Source organism: Sphingobium sp. SJ10-10 (genome assembly GCF_036038995.2).
Classification (GTDB): Bacteria; Pseudomonadota; Alphaproteobacteria; order Sphingomonadales; family Sphingomonadaceae; genus Sphingobium.
On the sequence record NZ_CP158132.1, the window covers coordinates 2,805,332 to 2,829,554 of the forward strand.

Genomic DNA, 24,223 nt, shown 5'->3' on the forward strand with positions numbered 1-24,223 from the left:
GAGCGAAAATCGCTCTCTTTTTACCGTCATTCCCGCGAAGGCGGGAATCCATCTCCTGAGCGTTGTGCTTGAGGCTCAGTATGGGAGATAGATTCCCGCCTTCGCGGGAATGACAGTGATAAGGTGTTGGGCCAGCTACTCCGCCGCCAGTAACGCCTCCGCGCCGCCGAGATTGACCGAGACGAGGCGGCTGACTCCTCGCTCCACCATCGTCACGCCGAACAGGCGGTGCATGCGGGCCATCGTCACCGCATTGTGGCTGACGATCAGATAGCGCGTGTCGGTTTGCCCCACCATCGCGTCGAGCAGATCGCAGAAGCGCTCCACATTGGCGTCGTCCAGCGGGGCGTCGACTTCGTCCAGCACGCAGATCGGGGCGGGGTTCGTCAGGAACAGGCCGAAGATCAGCGCGACGGCGGTCAGCGCCTGTTCTCCGCCTGACAACAGCGTAAGCGCGGCCAGCTTCTTGCCCGGCGGCTGGGCCATGATCTCCAACCCCGCTTCCAAGGGATCGTCGCTGTCGATCAGTTCCAGATGCGCTTGTCCGCCGTTGAAGAGGGTGGTGAAGAGGCGGCGGAAATGGCCGTCCACCGCCTCGAACGCGGCGAGCAGGCGCTGGCGGCCCTCGCGGTTCAAACTGCCGATGGAACCGCGCAGGCGGTTGATGGCCTGGCTCAGTTCCTCGCTTTCGGCGCGGCTGTTGGCCTGGGTCGCTTCCAGCTCTTCCAGTTCCTGCGCGGCGACCAGGTTGACCGGGCCGATGCGCTCGCGCTCCGTAACGAGGCGGTCATGCTCGGCCTGTTCGGTCTGTGCGATGCGGATGTCGGCGCTGGCGAAGCCCAATTTCTCCGGCAGGACCGGGGGCGGGCATTCGAAGCGTTCGCCCGAAAGGCGGTTGGTTTCGACGCGCTTTTCGTCAGCGGCTTCGGCGCGGGCGACGGCGGTGGCGCGGGCTTCGCGGCATCCGGCGAGGGCTTCGCCAGCTTGGGCGGCGCGTTGTTCCGCGGTGCGCAGGGCGGCTTCGGCTTCGCTTTCCTCGCGGCGGGCGGTGTCGGCGGCTTGGGTCAGTGCGTCGCCTTGTTCGCCAAGCGTGGCGATGGCGGCGGCGAGCTGGTCCGGCTGCTCCGCGATTTCGGCGCGTTCCTGGGCGATGGCCTCATTGCGTTCGACCATGGCGGCGATGCGCTTGGCGGCTTCGCCTGCGCGGGCGCGCCAGCCCTTGGCTTCGGCGTCGGCGGCGGCCATGCGTTCGCGGTCGCTGGCGAGAGCGCGGTCGGCCATCGCCTGGTCGGCCTGAAGCTGGCTGACGGCAAGGCGGGCCTTTTCGCTGGCCTGTTGCAGCGTGGTGGCGAGGGTGCGGGTTTCCTCTCCGTCCGGCATGGCGGCGCGGGCGACTTGTGCCTTGTCGTGTTCGGCTTCAGCGGCGTTGAGGTCGGCGCGGGCTTCGGCAAGCCGTTCCTCAATCGCTTCGCGGCGGCCGGACAGGCGTTCGAGCGCGGTCGCGGCTTCGTCGGCGGCGCGCAGGGCGGTGCGCAGGCGCTGGTCGGCATTGGAGAGTTGCGTACGGCCGGTGGCAAGGGTCTGGGCTGCTTCGCGCTCGCGGGCGGCGGCGGCGTCCTGCGCCATGCGGGCGGCATCGACCTCGGCCTCGACGGCGGGACGGGCGGCGGCGATGGCGTCGAGCCGGTTGATGCGGATCAGGCGCTCGGCGGCGGCCGCGCCGCTTTCGACGGCGATATAGCCGTCCCAGCGGCGAAGCTGGCCATCCTTGGTGACGATCCGCTGGCCGACGGCGAGGGATTGGCCCTCGTCGCTTTCCGCGACCGCGACCTGCGCCAGGCGGCGGGCGAGTTCCGGCGGGGCGGTCACATGGGTGGACAGCGCCGTGCAGCCCGCGGGCAGTGCGGGATCGTTGTCGAGCGGGGCGGCGCCTGCCCAGCGGCGTTTGCCCTCAGCGGCGATAGGAGCTTCCAGATCGTCGCCCAGCGCGGCGGCCAGGGCGCGTTCATAGCCGGAGGCGGCTTTGAGCTGATCGAGTGCGCGGCTGCGGTTGCCGGTGCTGCTTTCCACCGCCCGTTTCAGGGCAGCGGCTTCGCTATCCAGCGCGGCGAGAGCGGCGCGGGCCGAAGAAAGCGCGGCTTCGGCGGTGGCGCGGGCTTCGGCGGCTTCTGCACGAGTGGTTTCGGCGGTGCGGATCGCGGCTTCTGCTGCGTCACGGTCGGCGCCGGCCTGTTGTTGGGCGGTGAGTGCTTCGGTGCGCTTCTCTTCCAGCGGGGCGGCATCGGGTAGAGCGGCGGCTTCGGCTTCGAGGCGTTGGGCCTCGCGGGCGGCGCGGTCCAGGCGGCTACGGGCGGCGGCGAGGGCTGCGTCGGCAACGCGCAGTTCGGCCTGCTCGCCAGCCTGCTTGGCCATGGCTTTCGCCAGGTCGAGTTCGGCGTCGCGGGCGGCGTCCTCGGCGCGGGCGATGCGGCCGGCGAAATCGGGGCGCATCGCTTCAGTTTCCGCGATGCGGCCTTTCAGCACGGCGATTTCGTCGGTGAGGCGGGCGATCGCTTCGGCCGCGTCATTGGCGAGCGTGCCTTCCCGCTCCCGGTCCTCTTCCAGACGGGCGGCTTGCTGGGCAAGGTCGTGGAGGCGGCGGACCACGCCGTCGCGTTCGGTGCGCAGGGCGGTAAGCTTGTGGCCCGCCTCGCTGGCGGCGTCGCGGGCGGTCTGGGCGGCGGCGCGTTTTGCGGCAAGCGCTTCGACGGCGGCATTGGCGTGGACGGCGGCAGCCTGCTGGGCTTCCTGCGCGGCGGCGACGGCGGTTTCGGCCTGCTTCGCCTCGGCGCGAGCGGCATCGGCGCTGGCGGCGGCTTCGCGCCAACGGGCGAAGATCACCCGCGCCTCGGCAATGCGGATCTGTTCGGACAGGCGGATATAGCGCTCCGCCGCCTTGGCCTGACGGCGCAGGCTGTTGGCGCGGGCGTCCATGTCCGACAGGATTTCATCCAGCCGCATGAGGTTCGCTTCGGCGGCGCGCAGCTTCTGTTCGGCATCCTTGCGGCGGACGTGGAGGCCGGAAATGCCCGCCGCTTCCTCCAGCATGGCGCGGCGTTCCTGCGGGCGGGCGGCGATGACGGCGGCGATGCGGCCCTGGCTGACCAAAGCTGGACTATGCGGGCCGGTGGCGGCATCCGCGAAGATCAGCGACACGTCTTTGGCGCGGATGTCGCGGCCATTGGCTCTGTAGGCGCTGCCCGCGCCGCGTTCGATGCGGCGGGTGACTTCCAACTCGCCGTCAGCCGCGACCTCGACCGCGTTGAACAGTTCGCCCTGTTCCTGGATGGTGAGCAGCGAGACTTCGGCAAAATCGCGCTGGGGGCGGGTGGAGGTGCCCGCGAAGATCACATCCTCCATGCCGCCGCCGCGCATCGACTTGGCGCTGGATTCGCCCATGACCCAGCGGATCGCTTCGAGCAGGTTCGACTTGCCGCAGCCATTCGGCCCGACAATGCCGGTGAGACCGGGTTCGATGCGCAGTTCCGTCGGGTCGACGAAGCTCTTGAAGCCGGAAAGCTTGAGGCGCCTTATCTGCATCGCGCAAGATCGGGGCAGCGCGAAGCCACCCCGCGGCTGGCCCCTTTCGGGGCCAGCATGTGTTTGTTGCCCGTGATTTCCGAGCCGCCAGATGTTGCCATCTGGCTTGAAATCACTTTAGCGGAAACCCGCATCGATGATGTCAGCCCCCTCTTATTCAATCCTAAATCCCTGACTTAGAGTCCCGCTTCCTTGAGTTTGGTGCGCAGCGCTGGCCAGGCGGCGGTGTTTTCGACCATCACGCCGTTCAGGATGAAGGTCGGCGTGCCTTCGATCTTATATTGCTGGTTCGCCTCTTCCACGCCCTTGGCCAGCTTTTCGGCGGCGGCGGTGTCGGCCAGGCATTGCTTCGCCTGATCCTCGGCTATGCCGCGCTGCTTGGCGAAATCGACCAGGCCGACGGCGGCGGCCAACTGGCCGAAGCGCTGGGCCGGGGGCGCGCTCATCAGCGCCTTGTATTTTTCGTCGCCCAGCGCCTGCGCCTTTTCGAACATGGCGTTCTGGTTGCCGAAAAACTGTTCGGACAGCGGATAGAAGATGTCCTTGCCGCCGCAGCGTGCCAGCAGCGCCGTCGAAATGTCGATCGGGTCGCGCACATAATTGCGGAATTCGAAGCTCATCTTGCCGCTGTCGACGATCTGCTTGATCTCTTCGGCCGATTCGGCGGCGAAATCGCGGCAGTGCGAGCAGGTGTAGGAGCCATATTCGATCAGCTTCACCTTCGCATTGGGATTGCCCATGACGAAATGGCCTTCGGGCGTGGCGGCAATGGTTTCGGACCATTTGGTGCCTGCCGGCGCGGCGACGGCGGCGACCGGTTCGGCTGAGGTGGCGCTGCCCGCATCCTTCTTGCCGCAGGCGGCGACGGTCAGGCTAAGGGCGATGAGAGCAAGTCCGGAAAGGGCTTTCACGTTATTTTGGCTCCGTTTGTCGGGCGTTATCGTGCACGTTTAGATCAGGGCAATGCCGCCTGCAACCGCGTCCAGTCGGAACCGTGAACCAACGTGCCGTTCACCGTGAACGCGGGCGTGCCGGTGATCTGCACCTTGTTCCAGGCTTCGTCGGTCATGGCGAGGATCTGCTTCATCGACGCGGGATCGTTGATGCAGGCGTCGAGCTGTGCGGGCTTGTAGCCGCGCTTCGCCATCAGGGCGTAGAGTCCGGTCTTCTGGCCGATGTCGCGCAGGGCAGCCTTTTGTTCGGTCGGCTTGGTCGCGTCCTTTTCATAGGCCATCAGCTTTTCCATCCAGGCGTCCTGATTGGCGAACAGCGCTTCGTGATTGCCGAAGAAACGCTTCGGACCGCCGCAGCGGGCGAGCAGGGCGGCGGTCAGGTCATACCTGTCGCGCACGGCGTTGCGGACTTCGACGCTCATCTTGCCGCCCTTCACATAATTGGCCCGCAGCGGTTCGCTGGCCTCGCCCACGAAATGGGCGCAGTGGGAGCAGGTGTAGCTCACATATTCGACCAACTTGGTCGGCGCGGCGGGATTGCCCAGCACATAGCCGCCGATCGGGGACAGGACGATCTGATTCAGCCAATTGGCGGCGGGGGCAGAAAGAGCGCTCGCAGGGATGGCGAGCAAAGTGAGCAACAGCAATCTGAGTTTCGTCATGCGGTGGTCCAGTGAAACGCCGCCCCTGTCACGGCTGAGGATGGATCGAATCGAGGTGCGATGTGCACCGGCGCGTCCCGGCACCTCGAACTCAGCTGATCTTGGGCAAACCATTGGAATTGGCAAGCCCCTGCGCCAACGATTCCAACACTGCGCGCAGTTCGGGATCGCCAATGTCGCGGAGCGAATCGCCCAGTTCCACCGGAATGGGCTTGAGGTTGCGCGGCGGCGGGCGGCGTTCCGGCTCGCGGGGCTGGACCATGCCCTGCTTCATTGAGACCTTGGCGACGGCGGCATAGCCGAAGAAGCGGTTCACCCGGTCGATGATGTCGGGCAGCACATGCTGGATCATCGGCGCATGGCCGCTCATGACGGTGAGCTGCAACGTGCCCCCGGCTTTCTTGCCCGCCGGGAAGCGGATCGATTCGGGTTCGCTGATCCCGGCATAATGGGGCCCGACGATCTCCGCCCAGCGGGTAACGATGCTGGACTGGACGAAGCCGAATTTGCGGAAGGCGGCGGCGCCGATGGCGGGCATCAGGTCCGCGATCCGGCGCGGGGCGCCGATGCGCGGGCGTTCCTCCGCCTGTTCCTTGCGGCTTTTCATTTTGGGAGTCGCGGGGCGTTCCGTCATGCCTCGCTTAATGGCATAGGGGCGCCATGCGCGTCGAGGGTAACATCCAGAAAATAGCATCCGATTTGCTCGCCCATTATGACGTCCATGCGCGCAGGCTGCCCTGGCGCGCGGCGCCGGGGGCCAATGCCGCCGATCCCTATCGGGTGTGGCTGTCGGAGGTGATGCTCCAGCAGACGACGGTGGCGGCGGTCGGGCCTTATTTCGCGAAGTTCACGGATCGCTGGCCTGATGTGGCGGCCCTGGCGGCGGAGGAGGATGCCGAGGTCATGGCCGCCTGGGCGGGGCTGGGCTATTATGCCCGCGCCCGTAATCTGCTGGCCTGTGCGCGGGCGGTGGCGGGCGAGCATGGCGGGGTGTTTCCCGATACCGAGGACGGACTTCGCGCCCTGCCGGGCGTGGGGGCTTATACGGCGGCGGCGGTGGCGGCGATCGCCTTCGGGCGGCGCGCCGTGGTGGTCGACGCCAATGTCGAGCGGGTGGTGGCCCGGCTCTTTGCCATCGCGACGCCTCTGCCTGCGGCACGCCCGGAGATTCGGGCGGCGACCGACAGCATCACGCCCGATCTGCGCGCCGGGGACTTTGCGCAGGCGATGATGGATCTGGGCGCGACCATCTGTACGGCGCGCAATCCCGCCTGCGGGATTTGCCCCTTGCGGGAGGATTGCGCGGCTTTCCGGACCGCCGATCCTGCCGCTTTTCCGGTCAAGGCCGCGAAAAAGGCCAAGCCGCATCGGCTGGGCCATGGCTGGTGGATCGAGCGGCCGGACGGACATGTCTGGCTGGTGCGGCGGCCCGATAAGGGGATGTTGGGCGGCATGCGCGCGCTGCCTTCCTCCGAATGGAACGACGCGCCCGATGCCAGGCCGCCGCTATCCGCCCGCTGGCGGCAGGCGGCGGAGCCGGTGGCGCATGTTTTTACGCATTTCTCCCTCGCATTGACGGTCCACCATGCCCATGTCGGGCAGGACGTGACCCCACCCGGCGAGGGTGAATGGTGGCCGGTGGCCGAAATCGGGAAGGCGGGCCTGCCGACTCTTTTCGCCCGCGCCGCCGAAGTGGCGATGAAGGAGAGGATGGACGATGCACGGCTCTAATGCCCCGGAATCGCAGCTTGTGGCCTTTGGCGGGGGGCGGTTGGACCGGGTCGATCATATCCGCAGCAATCCTGCCCTGCTGGCGGAGGCCTTTGCCTCTCCGCTGGCCCGCCGTGTCGTGCTGGAGGGACTGGAGCCAGTGGTCGAGGGTGGCCATCTGGTGATGGAGCCGCTGCCCGACGATGCCTGGATCGAGCATCATGCGCTGCTGGGCGTGGATGAGCGGCAGCGGCCGATCTTCGCGGAGCTGCTCGCGGATGCGCCGGACAGCTTCTTCGCCACGCCGCGCAGCCGGGCATTGGCGGGCGAGGTGCCGGGACATGAGGTCGCCCTCTACGGCACGGCGCGCAGCCTGCTGGCCTGGCATGCGCGGCACCGCTTCTGTTCCGTGTGCGGGCAGCGCACCGCCCCGGTCAAGGCGGGCTGGTCGCGCCGCTGCGGTTCCTGCGAGGCCGAGCATTTTCCCCGCGTCGATCCGGTCGTCATCATGCTGGCCGAGCATCGCGGGCGGGTGTTGCTCGGGCGGCAGCATAGCTGGCCGGCGGGGCGCTATTCGGCGCTGGCCGGCTTCGTCGAGCCGGGCGAGACGCTGGAGGAAGCGGTCGTTCGCGAGATCAAGGAGGAGGCGGGCGTCGCCACCCATAAGGTGCGCTATGTGACCAGCCAGCCCTGGCCCTTCCCCTCCTCGCTGATGATCGCCTGCATGGCGCAGGCGGATGACGACGCGCTGAAGATCGACGAAACCGAGATCGAGCATGCCTTCTGGTGCGATGTGGAGGGGGTTCGGGCCGCGATGGCGGAAGAAGAAGGCGCGCCCTTCGTCGCGCCGCCGCCGATGGCGGTGGCCTGGCATCTGCTGAAGCACTGGCTGGATGGGCAGGTTGCCGACCGTGAGCCAAGCGCGTAAGGCCGCCCACTCGCCCTGCATGTCCCATTACAGGAAACGACACAGCCCATGCTCAGCCTAGAAGAAGCCCAGTCTCGCGCACAGGATCTGGTGACGGCGGCGCGCCGGGCAGGGGCGGATGCGGCCGACGCCATCTATGCCTGCAACGCGTCGACCAACGTGTCGGTGCGGCTGGGCGCGCTGGAGGATGTGGAACGGTCGGAGGGTGAGGAAATCGGCCTGCGCGTGTTCATCGGCAGCCGATCCGCCAGCATTTCGGCGTCGGACATGAATCCGGCGACGCTGGCGACGCTGGTCGACCGCTGCATCGCCATGGCGGGGCAGGCGCCGGAGGATCCCTATGCCGGGCTGGCGCCTGAGGACCGGCTGCTGAAGGCGGTGCTGCCCGCGCTGGACCTGGCCGATCCGTTCGAGCCGGAACCGGCGGATCTCAGGGCACGCGCCATGATCGCTGAGGAAGCGGCCCGCGCCGTGCCGGGCGTCACCAACAGCGAGGGCGGCGGCGCGGCGACCGGGCGGAGCCAGATGGCGCTCGCCACCAGCCATGGCTTTGCCGGAGCCTATGCCGGGACGAGTCATTCGACCTGGGCGAGCGTGCTCGCGGGGACCGGCGCCGACATGCAGCGCGACCATGCCAGCCACAGCGTCCGCCATATCGAGGATCTGGACGATGCCGAAGCGGTCGGCGCCCGCGCCGGGCATCGCGCGGTGGCGCGGCTCAATCCGGTGAAGGTTGGCAGCGGCGTGATGCCGGTGATCTTCGATCCCCGCATCGGCTCCAGTCTGGTCGGCCATCTGATCGGCGGCATGGTCGGCCCGGCGATCGCCCGGCGGTCGAGTTTCCTGCTGGAGTCGCTGGGCGAGGCGCTGTTCGATTCGGGCATTACGATCATCGACGATCCGCTGCGGCTGCGCGGGTTGCGCTCGCGGCCCTTCGACGGGGAAGGCCTTCCGGTCGAGCGCCGCGCGCTGATCGACAAGGGCGTGCTGACCGGCTGGCTGATGGACAGCGCCTCGGCGCGGCAGTTGGGGCTGGAGCCGACCGGCCATGCCAGCCGCGGCGGCAGCGGCGCGCCGGGCGCGGGCGTCACCAATGTGCATATGGAGCCGGGGGCGCTGTCGCCGGGCGAACTGATGGCGGATGTGAAGCGCGGCCTCTACGTCACCGAACTGATCGGCATGGGCGTCAATGGCGTGACCGGCGATTACAGCCGGGGGGCGGCGGGCTTCCTGATCGAAAATGGCGTGGTGGGTCAGGCTGTGTCGGAAATCACCATCGCCAGCAATTTGAAGGACATGTTCCGGGCGCTGGTGCCGGCCAATGACCTGGTCTTCCGCTATGGCATGAACGTGCCAACGATCCGCATCGACGGGATGACCGTTGCCGGCGGCTGACATCCCCTTGCGCGATGTGGTTGCCGTCGTTTCGGATGCGGCGGACCGTGCCCTGACGCTCTGGGCGGGCGGGGAGACGCGCGTGCGCCAGTGGGAGAAGGTTCCCGGCCATCCGGTGTGCGAAGCCGATCTGGAACTGGACGCGATGCTGCGTGAGCGGCTCTATGCGATCGATCCGTCGGCGGGCTGGCTGTCGGAGGAGACGGCGGATACCGTGCACCGGCTCGACCTGCCCCGCGTCTGGGTGGTCGATCCGATCGACGGCACGCGTGACTATCTGCGCGGGCGGCCCGGCTGGGCGGTGTCGGTGGCGCTGGTGGAGCATGGCGCGGTGCGCTTCGGCATATTGGCGGCGCCTGCCCGCAATGAGCTGTGGATCGCGCGGGCGGGCGCGGGGGCGACCCGCAACGGGCGTATCTTGCAGGCGGGCTCGCGTGCCGTGCTGCCGGGTTCCCGCGTGCCCGCCGATCAGCTTCCCCGTTATGACCGCGATCTCGTCACCGTCGACAAGCCCAACAGCATCGCGCTGCGCATGGCGATGGTGGCGGCGGACGAGGCCGATCTGGTCGCGACGGTTCGCTGGGGCAATGAATGGGATGTCGCCGCCGCGGCGTTGATCGCTGAGGAGGCGGGGGCGATCGTCACCGATGCGCTCAGCAATCCCTTTTCCTTCAACCGGCCGCAGCCCACCGCCTTTGGGTTGTTATGCGCCGCGCCGGGGATTCATGCCGCGGCGGCGGAGCGCCTGGCGCCGCGTGCGCGGGAGATATTGGGGCGGGGCTAGGGGTTAGGTCTGCCAAGCGATACGTGCTCCTGCGAAGGCAGGAGCCCAGATCAGACGGTGGAACTGGGCTCCTGCCTTCGCAGGAGCACGATACGCTTCACGGAAAGCAGCGCGAAGCAGACCGTCCACCCTCCACCTATCAAGGCGTGCAGCGGCGTACCGTCTCGGGTGGCAGGATTTCGCTCAGCCGCTGGCGCACAACCCCGGCCCAGATGCGGTATCCGGCCGGGTTCATATGCACCCCGTCGGGCCGGTAATTGTCGCCCAGCTTCCCGTCCTTCAGCAGCGGCGTGGTGATGTCGGCATAATAGGTCAGCGGAATCCGGTCGATCAGCCTTTGCGCCGCCGCGTTGAACAATAGCTGGTTGCGGAAGATCGAACGGCGCGTGGGGCTAGGCTTCATCGACAGCACCAGGACCGGCACGTCGCCCATCATCCGGTTGCGCAGATCGAGGAAGTAGGCGAGGTCGCGGATGACGGTTCGGACCGCGATGCCGTTGGCGATGTCGTTTTCGCCGGCATAGAGGATGATCGCCGCCGGCTTGTGGTCGTCCGCGGTATTGGCGAAGCGGGGCAGGATTTCAGCGAAGGTCGCATTGTCGATGCCCCGGTTATGCGCCAACCATGGCGCCATGTCCTGGTTGAGGCTGGTCCAGCGGTGCATGGACGAACTGCCCACGAACCAGAGCGAGCAGGCGCTTTGTCGCGGGTCGTCGTTCGGCAGCGTCGCTCGCGCATCGCGGTAATGGCCGGCCGCCAGCCAGCCGCCGAAGATCAGGCAGAAGACGAGAACCGCCAACCCGATCTTGGCAAAAGGCGAGGCGTCGAGGCGTTGCAGCAGCGGCGTCTTCATCGAAAGATATATGTAGAGTTTTTTTTCGGCTGCAAAGCCATATTCGTTTCTTTTTCTTAACGATGTCGCAACCCTATCAACGTTAATGTTCCGACCGGGGCGCTAGGGCAAAATTACGTGGGCAAGAATCCGTCGATCGACCTGCTGAAAGGCGTGCTGATCCTGCTCGTCATGGGCGGGCATGTGATGGAGCTGACCGGCGGCCATGATCTGGCGCTGTGGGTCGGATCTGGTTTCCGCATGCCCTTGATGGTCGGCATTTCCGGCTATTTGCTCAACGTCACCCGCACCCGTGCCGATTCCACCCAGCTTCTCATGTCCCGCTACGGCCGGCGGATGCTGCTGCCCTGGGCCTTTGCCGGGCTGGTCTATATGGTTGCCAGCGGAGAGGCGCTGCACTGGACCACGCCTTTCGACCTGATGTTCCGGCCGCCCTTCCACCTCTGGTATGTGCCGACGCTGTTCTTCCTGATCATGTTGACGCGGCTGTTGCCCTTCTCGCCGCTGGTCCTGCTGGCCATCGGCACGCCGGTCAGCCTGGCCGTCATGTACAGCTTCGGCCTCAATCACGGTCCGATCGGGCACAGCCTGTTGTCGATCGACAGCCGGTTCCTGCGCTATCCGGTCTATTTCTTCTTCGGCATGCTGATGGCGGAGCGGCGCGTTTCGCGACGTTATCTGCCGATTGCCGGGGCCGTCGCGCTGCTTGGCATCCTGTGGTGGTCGGGGCTTTACGATGCCGACGATGAGCTGGCTTTCGTGCCGGCGCGGCTGCTGATGTGCCTCGGCCTGATCGCGCTGTTGCCGATGCTGTCGGTGCTGCGGCTGGACTTTGCCCCAGTCAATGCGATCGGGCGCGACAGTCTGTTCTTCTATCTCTGGCACCCGTTGGTCATGGGCGTGGTCATCATGACTGGAGTGGGAGCGGTGGCGACGCTGGCGCTGTCGATCCTGCTGCTGGCATTAGGCAACCGCCTTGCGGCGTCGGGGACGCTGCTGCCGCTGCTGTTCGGCAGCGTGCCGCAGGGGCGCACCGTGCGGACCACGCCCGCAAAAGCGCCCTTACCGGCCTGACTGTTCAGATTTTGCCATATTTGGCTTCGAACCCGGCGACGTCGCCGGCGGCGAGATATTTCGCCTGGTCGATCCACTGGTCGCGCACCGGACGGCCCTTGAAATTGCCTAGCTTGGCGTCGATTACGGCGATGTCGGTATCGTTCCAGCCCGCGATCTGCGCATATCGGGTGACGCCCAGCTCGATCAGCAGCGTGTTGAGCTTGGGGCCGATGCCCTTCAGCTTCAGTAGGTCGTCCGCATCGCCGGACGGCGTGGTGACGGCGGGCGATGTCGGGATCGGCTCCGGCGCGGGCGTCGGTTGAGCCGGGGCAGCGGCGATGGGTTCGGGCGCCACCGGCTCGACCGGTGCGGAGACGGACGGAGCGGCGACCGGCGCGGCAGGCTTCTTCGCCTCTACAGCGACGGGAGGCTCGCTCGGCCTGTTGCGCCCGGACAGCAGGAAGACGATGCCGATAAGGACCAGCAGCGCGATCAGCAGCCACAGGCCATAGTCCATGAAAAATTCTTGCATCGCTCGTCCCTCCCTGTCCAACTTTGCTTTATTTAAGAGCGCTTGAGTGCGCGCTGCAAGGGATCAGTGCGAGGCATCCTCCCGCGCGACTTCCCGCCAGCCAATATCGCGGCGGCAAAAGCCGGTCGGGAAGCCGATGGCGTCGACCGCCTTATAGGCCGCCTCCTGTGCTGCCTTCACCGTGTCGCCGGTCGCGGTGACGTTCAACACGCGGCCGCCATTGGCGATGATCGTGCCGTCCTTGTCCGCCGTGCCCGCGTGGAAAACACGCGCGCCGGTGGCTTCCGCCGCGTCGATGCCGGTTATCGCGCCGCCATTTTCCGGGGTGCCGGGATAGCCGTTCGCGGCCATGACGATGGTCAGCGCGGTGCGGTCCGCCAGTTGCACCGGCCCCTGACCGGCCAGCCGGCCTTCCGCCACCGCCAGCAGCAATTCCCCCAGATCGCCGTCGAAGCGCATCATCAGCACCTGGCATTCGGGATCACCGAAGCGGGCATTATATTCGATCAGCTTTGGCCCTTCGTCGGTCAGCATCAACCCGGCATAAAGAACGCCGCTATAGGGCGTGCCTTCGGCAGCGAGCGTTTCCACCGTGGGGCGGATGATCTTCTCGATCACTTCCGCTTCCAGTTCCGGGGTCAGCACGCGGGCGGGACTATAGGCGCCCATGCCGCCGGTATTGGGGCCGGTGTCGCCATCGCCCACGCGCTTGTGGTCCTGCGCCGATCCGAAGGGCAGGATCGCGCTGCCGTCGGTCAGGGCGAAGAAGCTCGCTTCCTCGCCGGTCATGAACTCCTCCAGCACCACTTCCTCGCCCGCCGCGCCGAACGCGCCGGAGAACATGGAGTCGAGCGCCTCCAAGGCTTCTTCGCGGCTTTCCGCGATGATCACGCCCTTGCCCGCCGCCAGGCCGTCCGCCTTGATCACCACCGGCAGCGCGAAATCGTCGAGCGCGGCGATCGCGCCATCCTTGCTGGTGACGCGCTCATAGGCGGCGGTGGGGATGTTGGCGCGCTTGCACAGATCCTTGGTGAAGCCCTTCGAGCCTTCGAGCTGCGCCGCCTTCTTGCCGGGACCGAAGACCGGATAGCCCTTCACCCGCAGATTGTCGGCCAGCCCGTCGACCAGCGGCGCTTCCGGCCCGATCACCACCAGCCCGATCGAATGGCGCAGGCAGAAATCGACCACCGCGCGATGATCCGTGGCATCAAGGTCGACCAATGTCGCATGCTGGGCTATGCCGGGGTTGCCCGGCGCGGCATAAAGGGTGGTAAGGGCAGGCGATTGCGCCAGCTTCCACGCCAGCGCATGTTCGCGGCCGCCGCCGCCCAACAGAAGGATGTTCATTTCGCCCATGTCCCCGGAAGATGAAGCTGGTTTCGATGTCTCGGGGCGCCTGTTAGCCGAGGAACGCGCAGGGGACAACGCGCCGCCGCTGTCGGTGAGCGAATTGTCGTCCCTGTTGAAGCGCGCGGTCGAGGACCGTTTCGGCCATGTCCGCCTGCGCGGCGAGATTTCCGGGTTCAAGCGGGCGGGGTCTGGGCATATCTATCTGTGCCTGAAGGACGACAATGCAGTGATCGACGGCGTGATGTGGAAGGGCGGCGCGGCGCGTCTGCCCTTCGCGCCGCAGGACGGGGTGGAGGTGATCGCCACCGGCAAGCTCACCACTTATCCCGGCCGCTCCAAATATCAGATCGTGATCGAGCGGATGGAACTGGCGGGCGAAGGCGCGCTGATGGCTCTGCTGGAGAAATTGAAGCAGAAGCTGGCGGCGGAGGGGCTGTTCGACCGGGATCGCAAGCGGCGTTTGCCCTTCATGCCCCGCGTCATCGGCGTCGTGACCTCGCCCACGGGGGCGGTGATCCGGGACATATTGCATCGGCTGGAGGATCGTTGCCCGACCCAGGTGCTGCTCTGGCCCGTGCTGGTGCAGGGGCAGGGCGCCGCCGAGCAGGTGGCGCGGGCGGTGCGCGGCTTTAGCGACATGCAGCCCGGCGGGCTTTTGCCGCGTCCCGATCTGGTGATCGTGGCGCGTGGCGGCGGCTCCATCGAGGATTTGTGGAGCTTCAACGAGGAGATCGTCGTCCGGGCGGTGGCCGAATGCTCGATCCCGATCATCTCCGCCGTGGGGCATGAAACGGACACGACGCTGTGCGACTATGCCGCCGACGTGCGGGCGCCCACGCCCACGGCTGCGGCGGAAATGGCGGTGCCGGTCCGGGCCGAACTGCTGGCGATGCTGACCGAGCAGGGGCTGCGCATGGATCGCGCCGTGCGGCGGGGCGCCGCGCAGGCGCGGGAACGGCTGGAAATGCAGGCGCGGCTGATGCCGACGCCGGATATGCTGCTGGCGCCGCAGCGGCAGAAACTGGACCAGATGTCGGACGGTCTGGTGAGCGGGTTGCGGCATCGCGTTGCCGATGCGCGTGCCTATCTGGGGCAGGCAGGCGGAGCATTGCGGCCTGCCTTGCTGCGTCAATATGTCAGCCGCGCAGCCGAGCGCGTCGACCGGCTGCGGCTGCGTCCGGATTATCTGACGCGGGTCTATCAGGACCGGGCGACGACATTCGACCGGGTTTCGCGCCTGTTCACCTCGGTCAATCCGGACCTGCCGTTGCAGCGCGGCTTTGCGCGGGTGATGGCGGGCGACCGGCTGGTGAAATCGGTGGCGGAGGCCCAGGCCGCGGGCGCCGTCAGCCTGCACTTCCGCGACGGCGCGGTGGGCGCGAGCATCGATGGCGACGCGCCTCTTGAGAAGCCGTCCGCCGAGGCTATATCGACTCCGTCCCGCGCGCCGCGCAAGCCGCGCGAGGGCAAGGGAACGGACCAGCAGGATCTGTTTTCCTGATGACGCCATTGCGCAAGAAAGGCCGAGTGACCCCATGCTGATGTCCAACCGCGATCGCCCGGCCCGGCTGCACTATATGGCCTACAGCTTCCGCATCCTGCAGGCGGGCGACCATGTCGTCTGCGCCGTCAGCGGGCGAAAGATCTCGCTGGAGGATTTGCGCTACTGGAGCATCGCCCGGCAGGAACCCTATGCCAGCGCCGAAATCTCCGCTCAGGCCGAATTGAAGGCGCGTGGCCTGTAAAATGTCGGGGTCGTAAATGAAGAGGTGGATTGCCGCCGCTGCGCTGGCGATGGCGGGCGTGACGGCTGCGTCTTTCGCAGCGCCGCCCGCCGCGGAACTGCTGTTGACCGGCGTGCCCATTCAGGGCGGCACCTTGCTGGGGACGGCGCCCAAGGGGACGGTCGAACTGCGCTTCAACGGCCAATTGGTCCCCGTCGATGCCGATGGCCGCTTCCTGATCGCCTTCGACCGCGATGCCGTGCCGCAGGCCCGGCTTACAGGGCGTCTGGCCGACGGCACGCTGCTGGACCGCGCCTTCGCCGTCGCGCCCCGCGATTGGCGGATCGAGCAGGTCGACGCACCACTGCGCCCGACGAAAAATACGGAAGCCTTCCTCGCCCTGCGCAAGCCCGAACTGGAGCAGATCGCCGCCGCCCGCGACGTGGTGACGGACGCCAGGGGCTGGCGCCAGCGGTTCATCTGGCCGCGCATCGGCCGCCTCTCCGGCCTGTTCGGGTCGCAGCGCATCTATCAGGGGCAGCCGGGCGCCTATCATAGCGGTGTCGACGTTGCGGGCGCCACGGGCGAGCCTGTCGTCGCCCCGGCCGACGGGGTGGTGATCCTGGCCGCCGATCATCCCTTCACGCTGGAGGGCAATCTGTTGATGATCGACCATGGCCATGGCCTCAACAGCGCCTTCCTGCATCTCTCGCGGATCGACGTGATTCCCGGGCAACATGTGATTCAGGGACAGCGCATCGGCGCGGTCGGAGCCACCGGCAGGGCCACTGGACCGCATCTTCATTGGGGAATGAAGTGGAATGACGCGCGGATCGATCCGCTTTTGCTCGCCGGACCCATGCCGCCGAACTGACGTAATATTTCACGGAACTATAATTTTATTCGTGTGTTTTCGCGCACCGAAATGCGAAAGTTTTTCCCGGAAACTCGGGCCTGCAACAATGTTGTTATACGGCTATTCAATCGCCATTTTGTGCGATTGTGGCATATTTACTACAGTTTCCGCCAAATGCGATTTCCGACCCCAGAGCCTGCTTTACACTCATAAAACGACTGCGCAGAGTAACCCGCAGTACGTGTGAAGAGGGTTTGCTGTCGGGCTCTTTTCGCTCTCTTCACGCGTCAAAGAAAGCGCGCGGCGCAGTCCGCGAACCTCCAGAGCAAGGGACTGGATAGTGAAGACCATAACCAAGATCGGGCTGCGCGGTGGCGCGGCTCTTCAGGCGTTGACTCTCGTCGGCGCGGGCCTCGCGGCATTCTCCGCACCCGCTTTCGCCCAGGATGCAGCGCAGGGCGCCAATTCGGACGAAGGCGATGTCATCGTCGTCACCGGGTCCATCATCCGCCGTACCGATGCCGAAACGCCTTCGCCGGTCACAACCGTTTCGGTCGAAAATCTCGACAAGCGCGGCATCAGCACGGTTCAGGAAGGTCTGCAGCGGATTGCCGCCAATAATGGCCCGGCGCTGACCAACAGTTTCTCGGCCAATGGTGCGTTCGCCGCCGGTGCTTCGGCTGTGTCGCTGCGCGGCCTGTCGACCAACTCGACGCTGGTTCTGTTCGACGGCATGCGCGCCGCTTATTATCCGCTTTCGGATGACGGCACGCGCAACTTCGTCGATCTGAACACCATCCCGGACGATATCGTCGACCATATCGAAGTGGTCCGTGACGGCGCCTCTTCCGTCTATGGCGCGGACGCCATTGCGGGCGTGGTCAACGTCATCACCAAGAAGAATTTCAAGGGCATTTCGGGTCGCGTCGAAAGCGGCATTTCCAGCCGTGGCGATGGCCAGCAATATCGCCTGTCGATGACCGCCGGCACCGGCGATCTCGATGACAATGGCTATAATGCTTATGTCAGCGGCTTCTACTATAACAGCAAGCAACTGAAGAACGACCAGCGCCGCTATCCCTACAATACCGACGACTATCGCAACATCTGCCATGACGGCGTCTGCGGTCCGAACAATATCGTTGACGGTCTGGACGGCGACGGCGCCTATCCAGGCTTCAGCCCGGTTGTGACCAACACCGGCAGCACCTTGTTCGTGCGTCGGGCCGATGCCCTGACCGGCACGCAGAGCGGCCGCTATCAGTTGCTTAACCCGGCCGTCGCCTGTCAGCGCGGCAGCCTCTACAATCTGACGGGTGCCGAACTGGCTGATCCGGCCAACGCCGCCGCCCCGACCACCGTATGTCAGGAAGACCTGACCAAGAATTACGGCGTCATCAACCCGGATATCGAGCGTTACGGCCTGTCGGCCCGTTTCACCGCCCGCGTCGGTGATTCGAGCGAAGCCTATGCCGAGTTCAACTTCCTGACCACCAAGGTCGCCTATGACGGCCTGCCCAGCACGCTTCGTGCGAACGCGCCAGCGCCCTTCTACTTCCCGCGCTACAGCACCTCGGGCAACGTCGCTTATTATGGCAACAACAACATCCTGCAATTGCCGGTCTATGTCTGCCCGCGCGGAACGACCGTCGCCTGCACGGCTGCCAATGGCACGCTGAACCCGAACAACCCGTTTGCGGCCGCAGGCCAGAAGGCGGCGTTGATCGGCCGTCTGCCCAACTCGATCGAGCATGATGAATCGCGTACCCGCGCCTATCGCGGTGCGCTCGGCATCAAGGGCCCGATCAACGACAAGTGGAGCTATCAGGTCGACGCGACCGCGATGCACATGGATCTGCGCCGCAAGTCGGACGGCTATGTCTACATCCAGCACCTGCTGGACGTGATCGCGGATGGCAGCTTCAACTTCCTGAATCCTAACGCCAACAGCCAGGCGAGCATGGATTATCTGATGCCGACGGCAATCGCCAATTCGACGTCGGACATGGTTCAGGTTCAGGGAGCGGTCCAGGGCGAACTGTTCGACCTGCCGGGCGGCCCGCTGCAGTTCGCCGCGGGCGTGTCGTTCCGCTATGAAGCGATCGACTCTCCGTCGATCAACTCCGATATCAATGGCGGCACGGAGCGCTATTATCGTTTGAACGGTTTCGCCGTGAAGGGTGATCGCCGGGTCTATTCGGCCTTTGCGGAACTTACGGCTCCCATCATCGACCAGGTCGAAGTCGATGCGTCGGGCCGGTATGACCGTTATTCGGGTGGTCTCGACAATTTCTCGCCGAAGATCGGCGTGAAGGTGAAGCCGATCAAGGAAGTGCTGCTGCGCGGCACCTTCTCGAAGGGCTTCCGCGTTCCGAGCTTCGGTGAAGCGAATGCGACCTTCCCGACGACGGGCTTCGTCACCAACAACCAGAGCCTGTTCAACGACACCTATCTGGCGCAATATGGCTGCACGGTCGCGACCTTCAGCTCGTGCCCGCAATATATCCGCAGCGGCAGCTATGGCGCGACCTCGCTCGCCAATCCGGAGCTGAAGGCGGAAAAGTCGCGCAGCTTCACGGCCGGTATCCTGGTCGAGCCGATGCGGGGCGTGTCCTTCTCGGTCGACTATTACAACATCAAGAAGACGGGCGCGATCACCACGGCCGACAACACCCCGGCGTTGCAGGCCTATTATGCGGGTCTGCCGATCCCGGCAGGCTTCAACGTCATCGAAGACGTGCCCATCGCGCCGGGCGATCCGCGCCAGCCGCGCGTTGCCTTTGTCCAGTCGGGCTTCATCAACGCCAACACCATCAAGTCGGAAGGCCTGGACTTCGAAGCCAATATCGATCTGCCGGTCGCCGAGGGCATCCGTTGGAACAGCTCGCTGCAAGCCAGCTACATCCTGCGTCTGGAAACCGAATTTCCCGACGGTTCGGTGGAACGCTATGACGGCACGCTCGGCAACTTCAACCTGACCGCCGGTTCGGGCACGCCCAAGTGGCGCGGCACCTGGACCAACACGCTTGACTTTGGCGGTTTCGCGCTCAGCGGTACGGCCAACTTCTTCGGCGGTTACGACACATCGGCGATGGACCAGGGCACCGGCTACAAGGATTGCGGCCTGAACGACGGCTCGCTGCCTTGCCGGGTGAAGGACTACATCACCTTCGATCTCAATGCGCAGGTCAAGGTGACGGACCGCTTCACCTTCTACGCCAACATGCTGAACGTGTTCGACAAGCTGCCTCCGATCGACACGATCACCTATGGCGCCCATGCCTACAACCCGGTTCAGGGTGGCGAAGGCATATTGGGCCGCTATTTCCGCATCGGCGCGAAGTTCAACTACTGATCTTCCCCGTCCTTCGGACAGAAAAGAAGGGGCGCTTCCATCGGGAAGCGCCCCTTTTTCTTGGTTCGGCGAAAGAAGATCAGCCGATGCTGAGCTTCAACGCACCATCGCCTTCATCGACGCGAACGGTCGAACCATCCGGCACCTCGCCGCGCAGGATGAGGTCGGCCAGCGGGTCTTGCAGATAGCGCTGCACCGCGCGCTTGAGCGGCCTTGCGCCATAGACCGGATCATAACCGACCCGCCCCAGCCACGCCCGCGCGCCATCGGTCAGGTCGAGCGTCACCTTGCGATCCTTCAGCAGCTTGCCGATGCGCGCGACCTGGATGTCCACGATCGGCGCCATGTGGGCGGCGCCCAGGCGGTGGAACAGGATCACTTCGTCCAGGCGGTTCAGGAATTCCGGCCGGAAATGCGCCCGGACGATGTCCATCACCTGATCCTCGACCTTCTCGACCGGCTCGTCGTCGGCCAGGCTGGCGATGAACTGGCTGCCCAGATTCGACGTCAGTACGATGATCGTGTTGGTGAAGTCCACCGTCCGGCCCTGACCATCGGTCAGGCGGCCGTCGTCCAGCACCTGCAGCAGCACGTTGAACACATCGCTGTGCGCCTTTTCGACCTCGTCGAACAGGACGACCTGATAGGGACGGCGGCGAACGGCCTCGGTCAGCACGCCGCCTTCCTCATAGCCGACATAGCCCGGAGGTGCGCCGATCAGCCGGGCGACCGAGTGCTTCTCCATGAACTCGCTCATGTCGATGCGCACCATCGCGCTGTCGTCGTCGAACAGGAAGCCCGCGAGCGCCTTGGTCAGTTCCGTCTTGCCGACGCCTGTCGGGCCAAGGAAGAGGAATGAACCCAAGGGCCGGTTCGGATCCTGCAATCCCGCACGGCTGCGGCGCACTGCGGTAGCGACGGCCTTCACCGCATCGGCCTGACCGATGACGCGCTTGGCCAGTTCCGCTTCCATGGCGAGCAGCTTTTCGCGCTCGCCTTCCAGCATCCTGTCGACGGGGATGCCGGTCCAGCGGGAGACGACCGAGGCGATATCCTCGCTCGTCACTTCCTCGCGCAGCATCGCGCCCTGGGTGACATTCTGCGCTTCGGCCAGCTTGCGCTCCAGTTCGGGGATGCGGCCATAGGCCAACTCCCCCGCTTTCGCGAGGTCGCCCGCACGTTGCGCCTGCTCCAGTTCGACGCGGGCGGCGTCCAACTGTTCCTTGAGCTTGCTTTCGCCCGCAATTTTGTCCTTCTCCGCCTGCCAGCGCTGGGTGAGTTCGGCCGACTGCTGTTCGAGGTTGGCGAGGTCTTCCTCCAGCGCGGCGAGACGGTCCGCCGAGGCCTTGTCGGTCTCCTTCCTGAGCGCTTCCCGCTCGATCTTGAGCTGGATGATGCGGCGGTCGAGCGTCTCGATCTCCTCGGGCTTGCTCTCCACCTCCATGCGCAGGCGGCTGGCGGCTTCGTCCATCAGGTCGATGGCCTTGTCGGGCAGGAAGCGGTCGGTGATGTAGCGGTTGGAGAGCGTCGCCGCCGACACGATCGCGCCGTCGGTGATCCGCACGCCATGGTGCAACTCATATTTCTCCTTGAGGCCGCGCAGGATGGAGATGGTGTCCTCCACCGTCGGCTCGCCCACGAAGACGGGCTGGAACCGCCGCTGGAGCGCGGCGTCCTTCTCGACATATTTGCGATATTCGTCGAGCGTGGTCGCGCCGATGCAGTGCAGTTCGCCACGAGCAAGCGCAGGTTTCAGCAGATTGCCCGCGTCCATCGCCCCTTCGGATTTGCCCGCGCCGATCAGCGTGTGCATCTCGTCGATGAAGAGGACGATCTGGCCTTCGGCGCCCTTCACCTCGTCCAGCACGCCCTTGAGGCGCTCCTCGAACTCGCCGCGATATTTGGCGCCCGCGATCAGCGATCCCATGTCGAGCGCCATCAAGGTGCGGTCCTTGAGCGTATCGGGCACGTCGCCATTGGCGATGCGCAGCGCCAGCCCCTCCGCAATGGCAGTCTTGCCGACGCCGGGATCACCGATGAGGACGGGGTTGTTCTTGGTGCGGCGGGCAAGGATCTGGATGGTCCGCCGGATTTCCTCGTCGCGGCCGATCACCGGGTCGAGCTTGCCCATGCGCGCTGCTTCGGTCAGGTCGCGGGCGAATTTCTTGAGCGCGTCATAGCGATCCTCCGCGCCCGCCGTGTCGGCGGTGCGGCCGCCGCGCAGATTGTTGATCGCGGCGTTGAGCGCTTCGGCCTTCACGCCCGCAGAGCTGAGCGCCTTGCCCGCCGCCGTGGTGGTGGCGAGCGTCAGCGCCAGCAGCAACCGCTCGACCGTGACGAAGCTGTCGCCCGCCTTGGTCGCCACCTGCTCTGCACTGTCCAGCACGCGCACGGCGTCATTGTCCAGGCCGGGCGTCTGCTGCGCGCCGCTGCCGGACACGGATGGCACCTTGGCCAGCGCCGCATCGGTTTCGCGCAGTGCTACGCTCGCGTCGCCGCCCGCCGCCTTGATGAGGCCGGACGCCATGCCCTGCTGGTCCTCCAGCAGCGCCTTCAACAGATGCTCCGGGCTGATGCGCTGATGGCTCATCCGGATCGCGACAGTCTGCGCCGACTGGAGAAAGCCCTTGGCGCGGTCAGTGAATTTTTCGAGGTTCATAATATCCCCTTCGTGAAGCTGGTCACGATGTAATGTTGCATAAAAGCAACACAAGATGCCCTACGCAAATATCCTTAGGTCTTGATACTCCGTATTCCTGCGCAGGCAGGAATCCAGTTCGAACCTTGGGACTGGGCTCCTACCTTCGCAGGAGCACGTGGTGTATCAGGGCTTCACCGCCTTGAGCGCATCCGGTGCAAAGGCGGCCCCGAAGAAATCGCCCTTATACCAGCGCGGCGCCTCCTGTTCATCGGCAATCTCGCGGGCGATGGCATAGTTCACCTTGGCGAATTTGGCAGCGGCTTCCCAGTGGAAGGGCAGGCTCATCTGGTCGGAAGGCTGGTGATAGTCGGTCTTGAGGAAATGCTCGAAGGCCTCCTTCCCCGGTCCGGCGAACCCGGTCATCAGGAACACCGCAGGCACCCCCTCCTGCACGAAGCGATAATGGTCGGATCGGGTGAACAGCCCCTCGGCGGGCAGCGGATCGGGCGAGAGCGAAACACCCTCCGCTCTGGCCGCCTTGGCAACGATGGGACCGAGGGTCGAATGTTCGGCGCCGAACGCCACCACATCCTGAAAATCATAGGTCAGGATCGGCATGTCGAGATTGACCACGCCGACCAGCTTGGCGCCTGCTGGCAGCACCGGATTTTTGGCAAGGAACTGCGAACCGAGCAGTCCGTCCTCCTCCGCCGTCACCGCCGCGAACAGGATGGAGCGCCTGGGCCGCTCGCCGCTTTCCGCGAAAGCCTTGGCCACCGCCAGCATGGTCGCCACGCCCGAGGCATTGTCCATCGCGCCATTATAGACCTTGTCCGGCCCCTTGGTGTCTTCCTTGACCCCCAGATGGTCGAGATGCGCCATCAGCAGCACATATTCATGGGCAAGCGCCGGGTCGGAGCCGGGCAGCACCGCCAGCACATTGCGGCTGGGTGCCGTCTCGACGGAGCTGGCGCGGTCGATGCGGATGCTTTGCTTGAGCGCGAAGCCCTTGGGCCGCGCGCCCTTCTTTTCGGCCTGGGTGCGGATCATTGCGAGGCTCTTGCCCGATCCGGCCAGCAGGGCATCGGCGGCGGCCCCGGTCACAGTGCCGGTGCCGCGAATGGCAGGGGTGCGGACATAGGGCTGGCCGGACTTGTCGATCCAGCTCACCATCGGGCTCTGCGCCCGTTCACGCAGCTTGTCCCAGGGCGTGCGGGCCAGCATGCTGGCGCTGGGGATGGTGATCAGGCCGATGGCGCCCGCCTGTTGCGCGGCCAATGACTTTTCGGCGGCCAGATGCGCGCCGATCTCGCTCGGCATGCCGACAGGGGAACCCGAAAGCGCGACCGCGAACTTGCCCTTAAGGTCTAGGCCCGCATAGTCGTTGATCTTCTCGCGATCCGATTTCAGGCCAAAGCCGACGAACACCGCCTGGGCTTCGATGCTTTGCCGTGGTTCGCGGCCGAAGGCGCCGATCGCGACATCATCGCCATTGGCGAAGCGCCTGCCGCCGATGGTGAGCGAGGGGGGGGGCGCCTTGTCGAGCCGTGCGACGGCGAGGGTCACGGGCTGATACCAGCTATTCGGCAAGGCCTGTTGCAGACCCAGCGTCTCGAACCGCGCGGCGACATAGCGGGCGGCGATGTCATAGCCCCGCGTGCCTGCGTCCCGTCCTTCCAGCAGGTCGTCGGCCAGAAAGCCGATATCGGCGCGGATGGCTTCTCCGGTGATGGCGGGGGCGGCTTGGGCGGAGGCGAGGCTGGGGGTGGCGAGCGTAAGGGCGAGGGAGGAAGCGAAAGCAAAGGAGCGCAGGCGCATCGGATGCGAAACCTCTCTTTTATGGTT

Annotated in this window: 18 protein-coding genes; 9 read left to right on the plus strand and 9 right to left on the minus strand. The window is 65.7% G+C overall.

Translation table 11 applies throughout. The annotated features are described in order from the left end of the window. Nucleotides 1-135: 135 nt before the first annotated feature. The 4 genes from smc to VVT58_RS13670 all read right to left on the minus strand — a co-directional run bounded on the left by smc (nt 136) and on the right by VVT58_RS13670 (nt 5,828). Nucleotides 136-3,579 carry a chromosome segregation protein SMC gene (gene smc, locus VVT58_RS13655; protein WP_327752538.1) on the minus strand — a complete coding sequence of 1,148 codons (3,444 nt, stop codon included), beginning with the start codon at nt 3,577-3,579 and terminating at the stop codon, nt 136-138. A gap of 176 nt (nt 3,580-3,755) precedes the next feature. Continuing rightward, the gene (locus VVT58_RS13660) at nt 3,756-4,490 is read right to left on the minus strand and encodes a thioredoxin domain-containing protein (RefSeq protein WP_087575531.1); all 735 of its coding nucleotides are present in this window, start codon (nt 4,488-4,490) and stop codon (nt 3,756-3,758) included. A 44-nt stretch (nt 4,491-4,534) separates the two neighbouring features. After that, nucleotides 4,535-5,194 carry a thioredoxin domain-containing protein gene (locus VVT58_RS13665; RefSeq protein ID WP_327752537.1) on the minus strand — a complete coding sequence of 220 codons (660 nt, stop codon included), beginning with the start codon at nt 5,192-5,194 and terminating at the stop codon, nt 4,535-4,537. A gap of 91 nt (nt 5,195-5,285) precedes the next feature. Continuing rightward, nucleotides 5,286-5,828, minus strand: coding sequence for a DUF721 domain-containing protein (locus VVT58_RS13670; protein WP_327752536.1), 543 nt, complete (start codon nt 5,826-5,828; stop codon nt 5,286-5,288). A gap of 26 nt (nt 5,829-5,854) precedes the next feature. Here VVT58_RS13670 and VVT58_RS13675 point away from each other — a divergent pair, with 26 nt between their 5' ends. From VVT58_RS13675 to VVT58_RS13690, 4 genes are read left to right on the plus strand one after another with little or no spacing between them, the layout of a single operon-like run. Further along, nucleotides 5,855-6,925 (plus strand): A/G-specific adenine glycosylase, encoded by a 1,071-nt coding sequence (locus VVT58_RS13675; protein ID WP_066553147.1) that lies wholly within the window; start codon nt 5,855-5,857, stop codon nt 6,923-6,925. Continuing rightward, nucleotides 6,912-7,832, plus strand: coding sequence for an NAD(+) diphosphatase (gene nudC, locus VVT58_RS13680; protein ID WP_327752535.1), 921 nt, complete (start codon nt 6,912-6,914; stop codon nt 7,830-7,832). The genes VVT58_RS13675 and nudC overlap by 14 nt, the downstream gene beginning before the upstream one ends. 48 nt (nt 7,833-7,880) lie before the next feature. After that, complete coding sequence (locus VVT58_RS13685; RefSeq protein WP_327752534.1) at nt 7,881-9,227, plus strand: TldD/PmbA family protein; 1,347 nt, start codon at nt 7,881-7,883, stop codon at nt 9,225-9,227. Beyond that, complete coding sequence (locus VVT58_RS13690) at nt 9,214-10,011, plus strand: inositol monophosphatase family protein (protein WP_327752533.1); 798 nt, start codon at nt 9,214-9,216, stop codon at nt 10,009-10,011. The genes VVT58_RS13685 and VVT58_RS13690 overlap by 14 nt, the downstream gene beginning before the upstream one ends. Before the next feature lie 139 nt (nt 10,012-10,150). Here VVT58_RS13690 and VVT58_RS13695 read toward each other — a convergent pair whose 3' ends face one another. Then, the gene (locus tag VVT58_RS13695; protein ID WP_066553157.1) at nt 10,151-10,864 is read right to left on the minus strand and encodes a GDSL-type esterase/lipase family protein; all 714 of its coding nucleotides are present in this window, start codon (nt 10,862-10,864) and stop codon (nt 10,151-10,153) included. A 117-nt stretch (nt 10,865-10,981) separates the two neighbouring features. Between VVT58_RS13695 and VVT58_RS13700 the strand changes: the two genes are divergently transcribed. After that, nucleotides 10,982-11,938, plus strand: coding sequence for an acyltransferase (locus VVT58_RS13700; RefSeq protein WP_066553160.1), 957 nt, complete (start codon nt 10,982-10,984; stop codon nt 11,936-11,938). Between the two features lie 4 nt (nt 11,939-11,942). Here the strand turns inward: VVT58_RS13700 and VVT58_RS13705 are convergent, their stop codons facing one another. Together VVT58_RS13705 and purD are read right to left on the minus strand one after the other, a co-directional pair. Then, nucleotides 11,943-12,452, minus strand: coding sequence for a hypothetical protein (locus VVT58_RS13705; protein WP_066553162.1), 510 nt, complete (start codon nt 12,450-12,452; stop codon nt 11,943-11,945). A 63-nt stretch (nt 12,453-12,515) separates the two neighbouring features. Continuing rightward, entirely contained in the window at nt 12,516-13,799 is a 1,284-nt protein-coding gene (purD, locus tag VVT58_RS13710; RefSeq protein ID WP_327752532.1) for a phosphoribosylamine--glycine ligase, read from the minus strand. A 7-nt stretch (nt 13,800-13,806) separates the two neighbouring features. Here purD and xseA point away from each other — a divergent pair, with 7 nt between their 5' ends. The 4 genes from xseA (at nt 13,807) to VVT58_RS13730 (ending at nt 19,737) form a co-directional block, all read left to right on the plus strand. Continuing rightward, a complete protein-coding gene (xseA, locus tag VVT58_RS13715) occupies nt 13,807-15,303 on the plus strand; it encodes an exodeoxyribonuclease VII large subunit (protein ID WP_327752531.1) in 1,497 nt (498 codons plus the stop codon). Between the two features lie 34 nt (nt 15,304-15,337). Beyond that, nucleotides 15,338-15,547, plus strand: coding sequence for a DUF2093 domain-containing protein (locus VVT58_RS13720; RefSeq protein WP_066553168.1), 210 nt, complete (start codon nt 15,338-15,340; stop codon nt 15,545-15,547). A 16-nt stretch (nt 15,548-15,563) separates the two neighbouring features. Continuing rightward, nucleotides 15,564-16,400 (plus strand): M23 family metallopeptidase, encoded by an 837-nt coding sequence (locus tag VVT58_RS13725; RefSeq protein ID WP_327752530.1) that lies wholly within the window; start codon nt 15,564-15,566, stop codon nt 16,398-16,400. 322 nt (nt 16,401-16,722) lie between these two features. Further along, nucleotides 16,723-19,737 carry a TonB-dependent receptor domain-containing protein gene (locus VVT58_RS13730; RefSeq protein ID WP_087574702.1) on the plus strand — a complete coding sequence of 1,005 codons (3,015 nt, stop codon included), beginning with the start codon at nt 16,723-16,725 and terminating at the stop codon, nt 19,735-19,737. A 79-nt stretch (nt 19,738-19,816) separates the two neighbouring features. Here VVT58_RS13730 and clpB read toward each other — a convergent pair whose 3' ends face one another. Beyond that, nucleotides 19,817-22,396, minus strand: a complete 2,580-nt coding sequence (gene clpB, locus VVT58_RS13735) for an ATP-dependent chaperone ClpB (RefSeq protein ID WP_327752529.1) — start codon at nt 22,394-22,396, stop codon at nt 19,817-19,819. Nucleotides 22,397-22,561: 165 nt separating this feature from the next. Continuing rightward, nucleotides 22,562-24,196: a M28 family metallopeptidase gene (locus tag VVT58_RS13740; RefSeq protein WP_327752528.1), complete on the minus strand. Its 1,635-nt coding sequence runs from the start codon at nt 24,194-24,196 to the stop codon at nt 22,562-22,564. Nucleotides 24,197-24,223: the final 27 nt, after the last annotated feature.

Excerpts from the sequence above, each read along its gene's own strand:
- clpB (WP_327752529.1), bottom strand. The coding sequence starts at position 22,396 with ATGAACCTCGAAAAATTCACTGACCGCGCCAAGGGCTTTCTCCAGTCG.
- xseA (WP_327752531.1), top strand. The coding sequence starts at position 13,807 with ATGTCCCCGGAAGATGAAGCTGGTTTCGATGTCTCGGGGCGCCTGTTA.
- nudC (WP_327752535.1), top strand. The coding sequence starts at position 6,912 with ATGCACGGCTCTAATGCCCCGGAATCGCAGCTTGTGGCCTTTGGCGGG.
- VVT58_RS13740 (WP_327752528.1), bottom strand. The coding sequence starts at position 24,196 with ATGCGCCTGCGCTCCTTTGCTTTCGCTTCCTCCCTCGCCCTTACGCTC.
- VVT58_RS13725 (WP_327752530.1), top strand. The coding sequence starts at position 15,564 with ATGAAGAGGTGGATTGCCGCCGCTGCGCTGGCGATGGCGGGCGTGACG.
- VVT58_RS13685 (WP_327752534.1), top strand. The coding sequence starts at position 7,881 with ATGCTCAGCCTAGAAGAAGCCCAGTCTCGCGCACAGGATCTGGTGACG.
- VVT58_RS13720 (WP_066553168.1), top strand. The coding sequence starts at position 15,338 with ATGCTGATGTCCAACCGCGATCGCCCGGCCCGGCTGCACTATATGGCC.
- VVT58_RS13675 (WP_066553147.1), top strand. The coding sequence starts at position 5,855 with ATGCGCGTCGAGGGTAACATCCAGAAAATAGCATCCGATTTGCTCGCC.
- VVT58_RS13670 (WP_327752536.1), bottom strand. The coding sequence starts at position 5,828 with ATGACGGAACGCCCCGCGACTCCCAAAATGAAAAGCCGCAAGGAACAG.
- purD (WP_327752532.1), bottom strand. The coding sequence starts at position 13,799 with ATGAACATCCTTCTGTTGGGCGGCGGCGGCCGCGAACATGCGCTGGCG.
- VVT58_RS13665 (WP_327752537.1), bottom strand. The coding sequence starts at position 5,194 with ATGACGAAACTCAGATTGCTGTTGCTCACTTTGCTCGCCATCCCTGCG.
- smc (WP_327752538.1), bottom strand. The coding sequence starts at position 3,579 with ATGCAGATAAGGCGCCTCAAGCTTTCCGGCTTCAAGAGCTTCGTCGAC.
- VVT58_RS13695 (WP_066553157.1), bottom strand. The coding sequence starts at position 10,864 with ATGAAGACGCCGCTGCTGCAACGCCTCGACGCCTCGCCTTTTGCCAAG.
- VVT58_RS13705 (WP_066553162.1), bottom strand. The coding sequence starts at position 12,452 with ATGCAAGAATTTTTCATGGACTATGGCCTGTGGCTGCTGATCGCGCTG.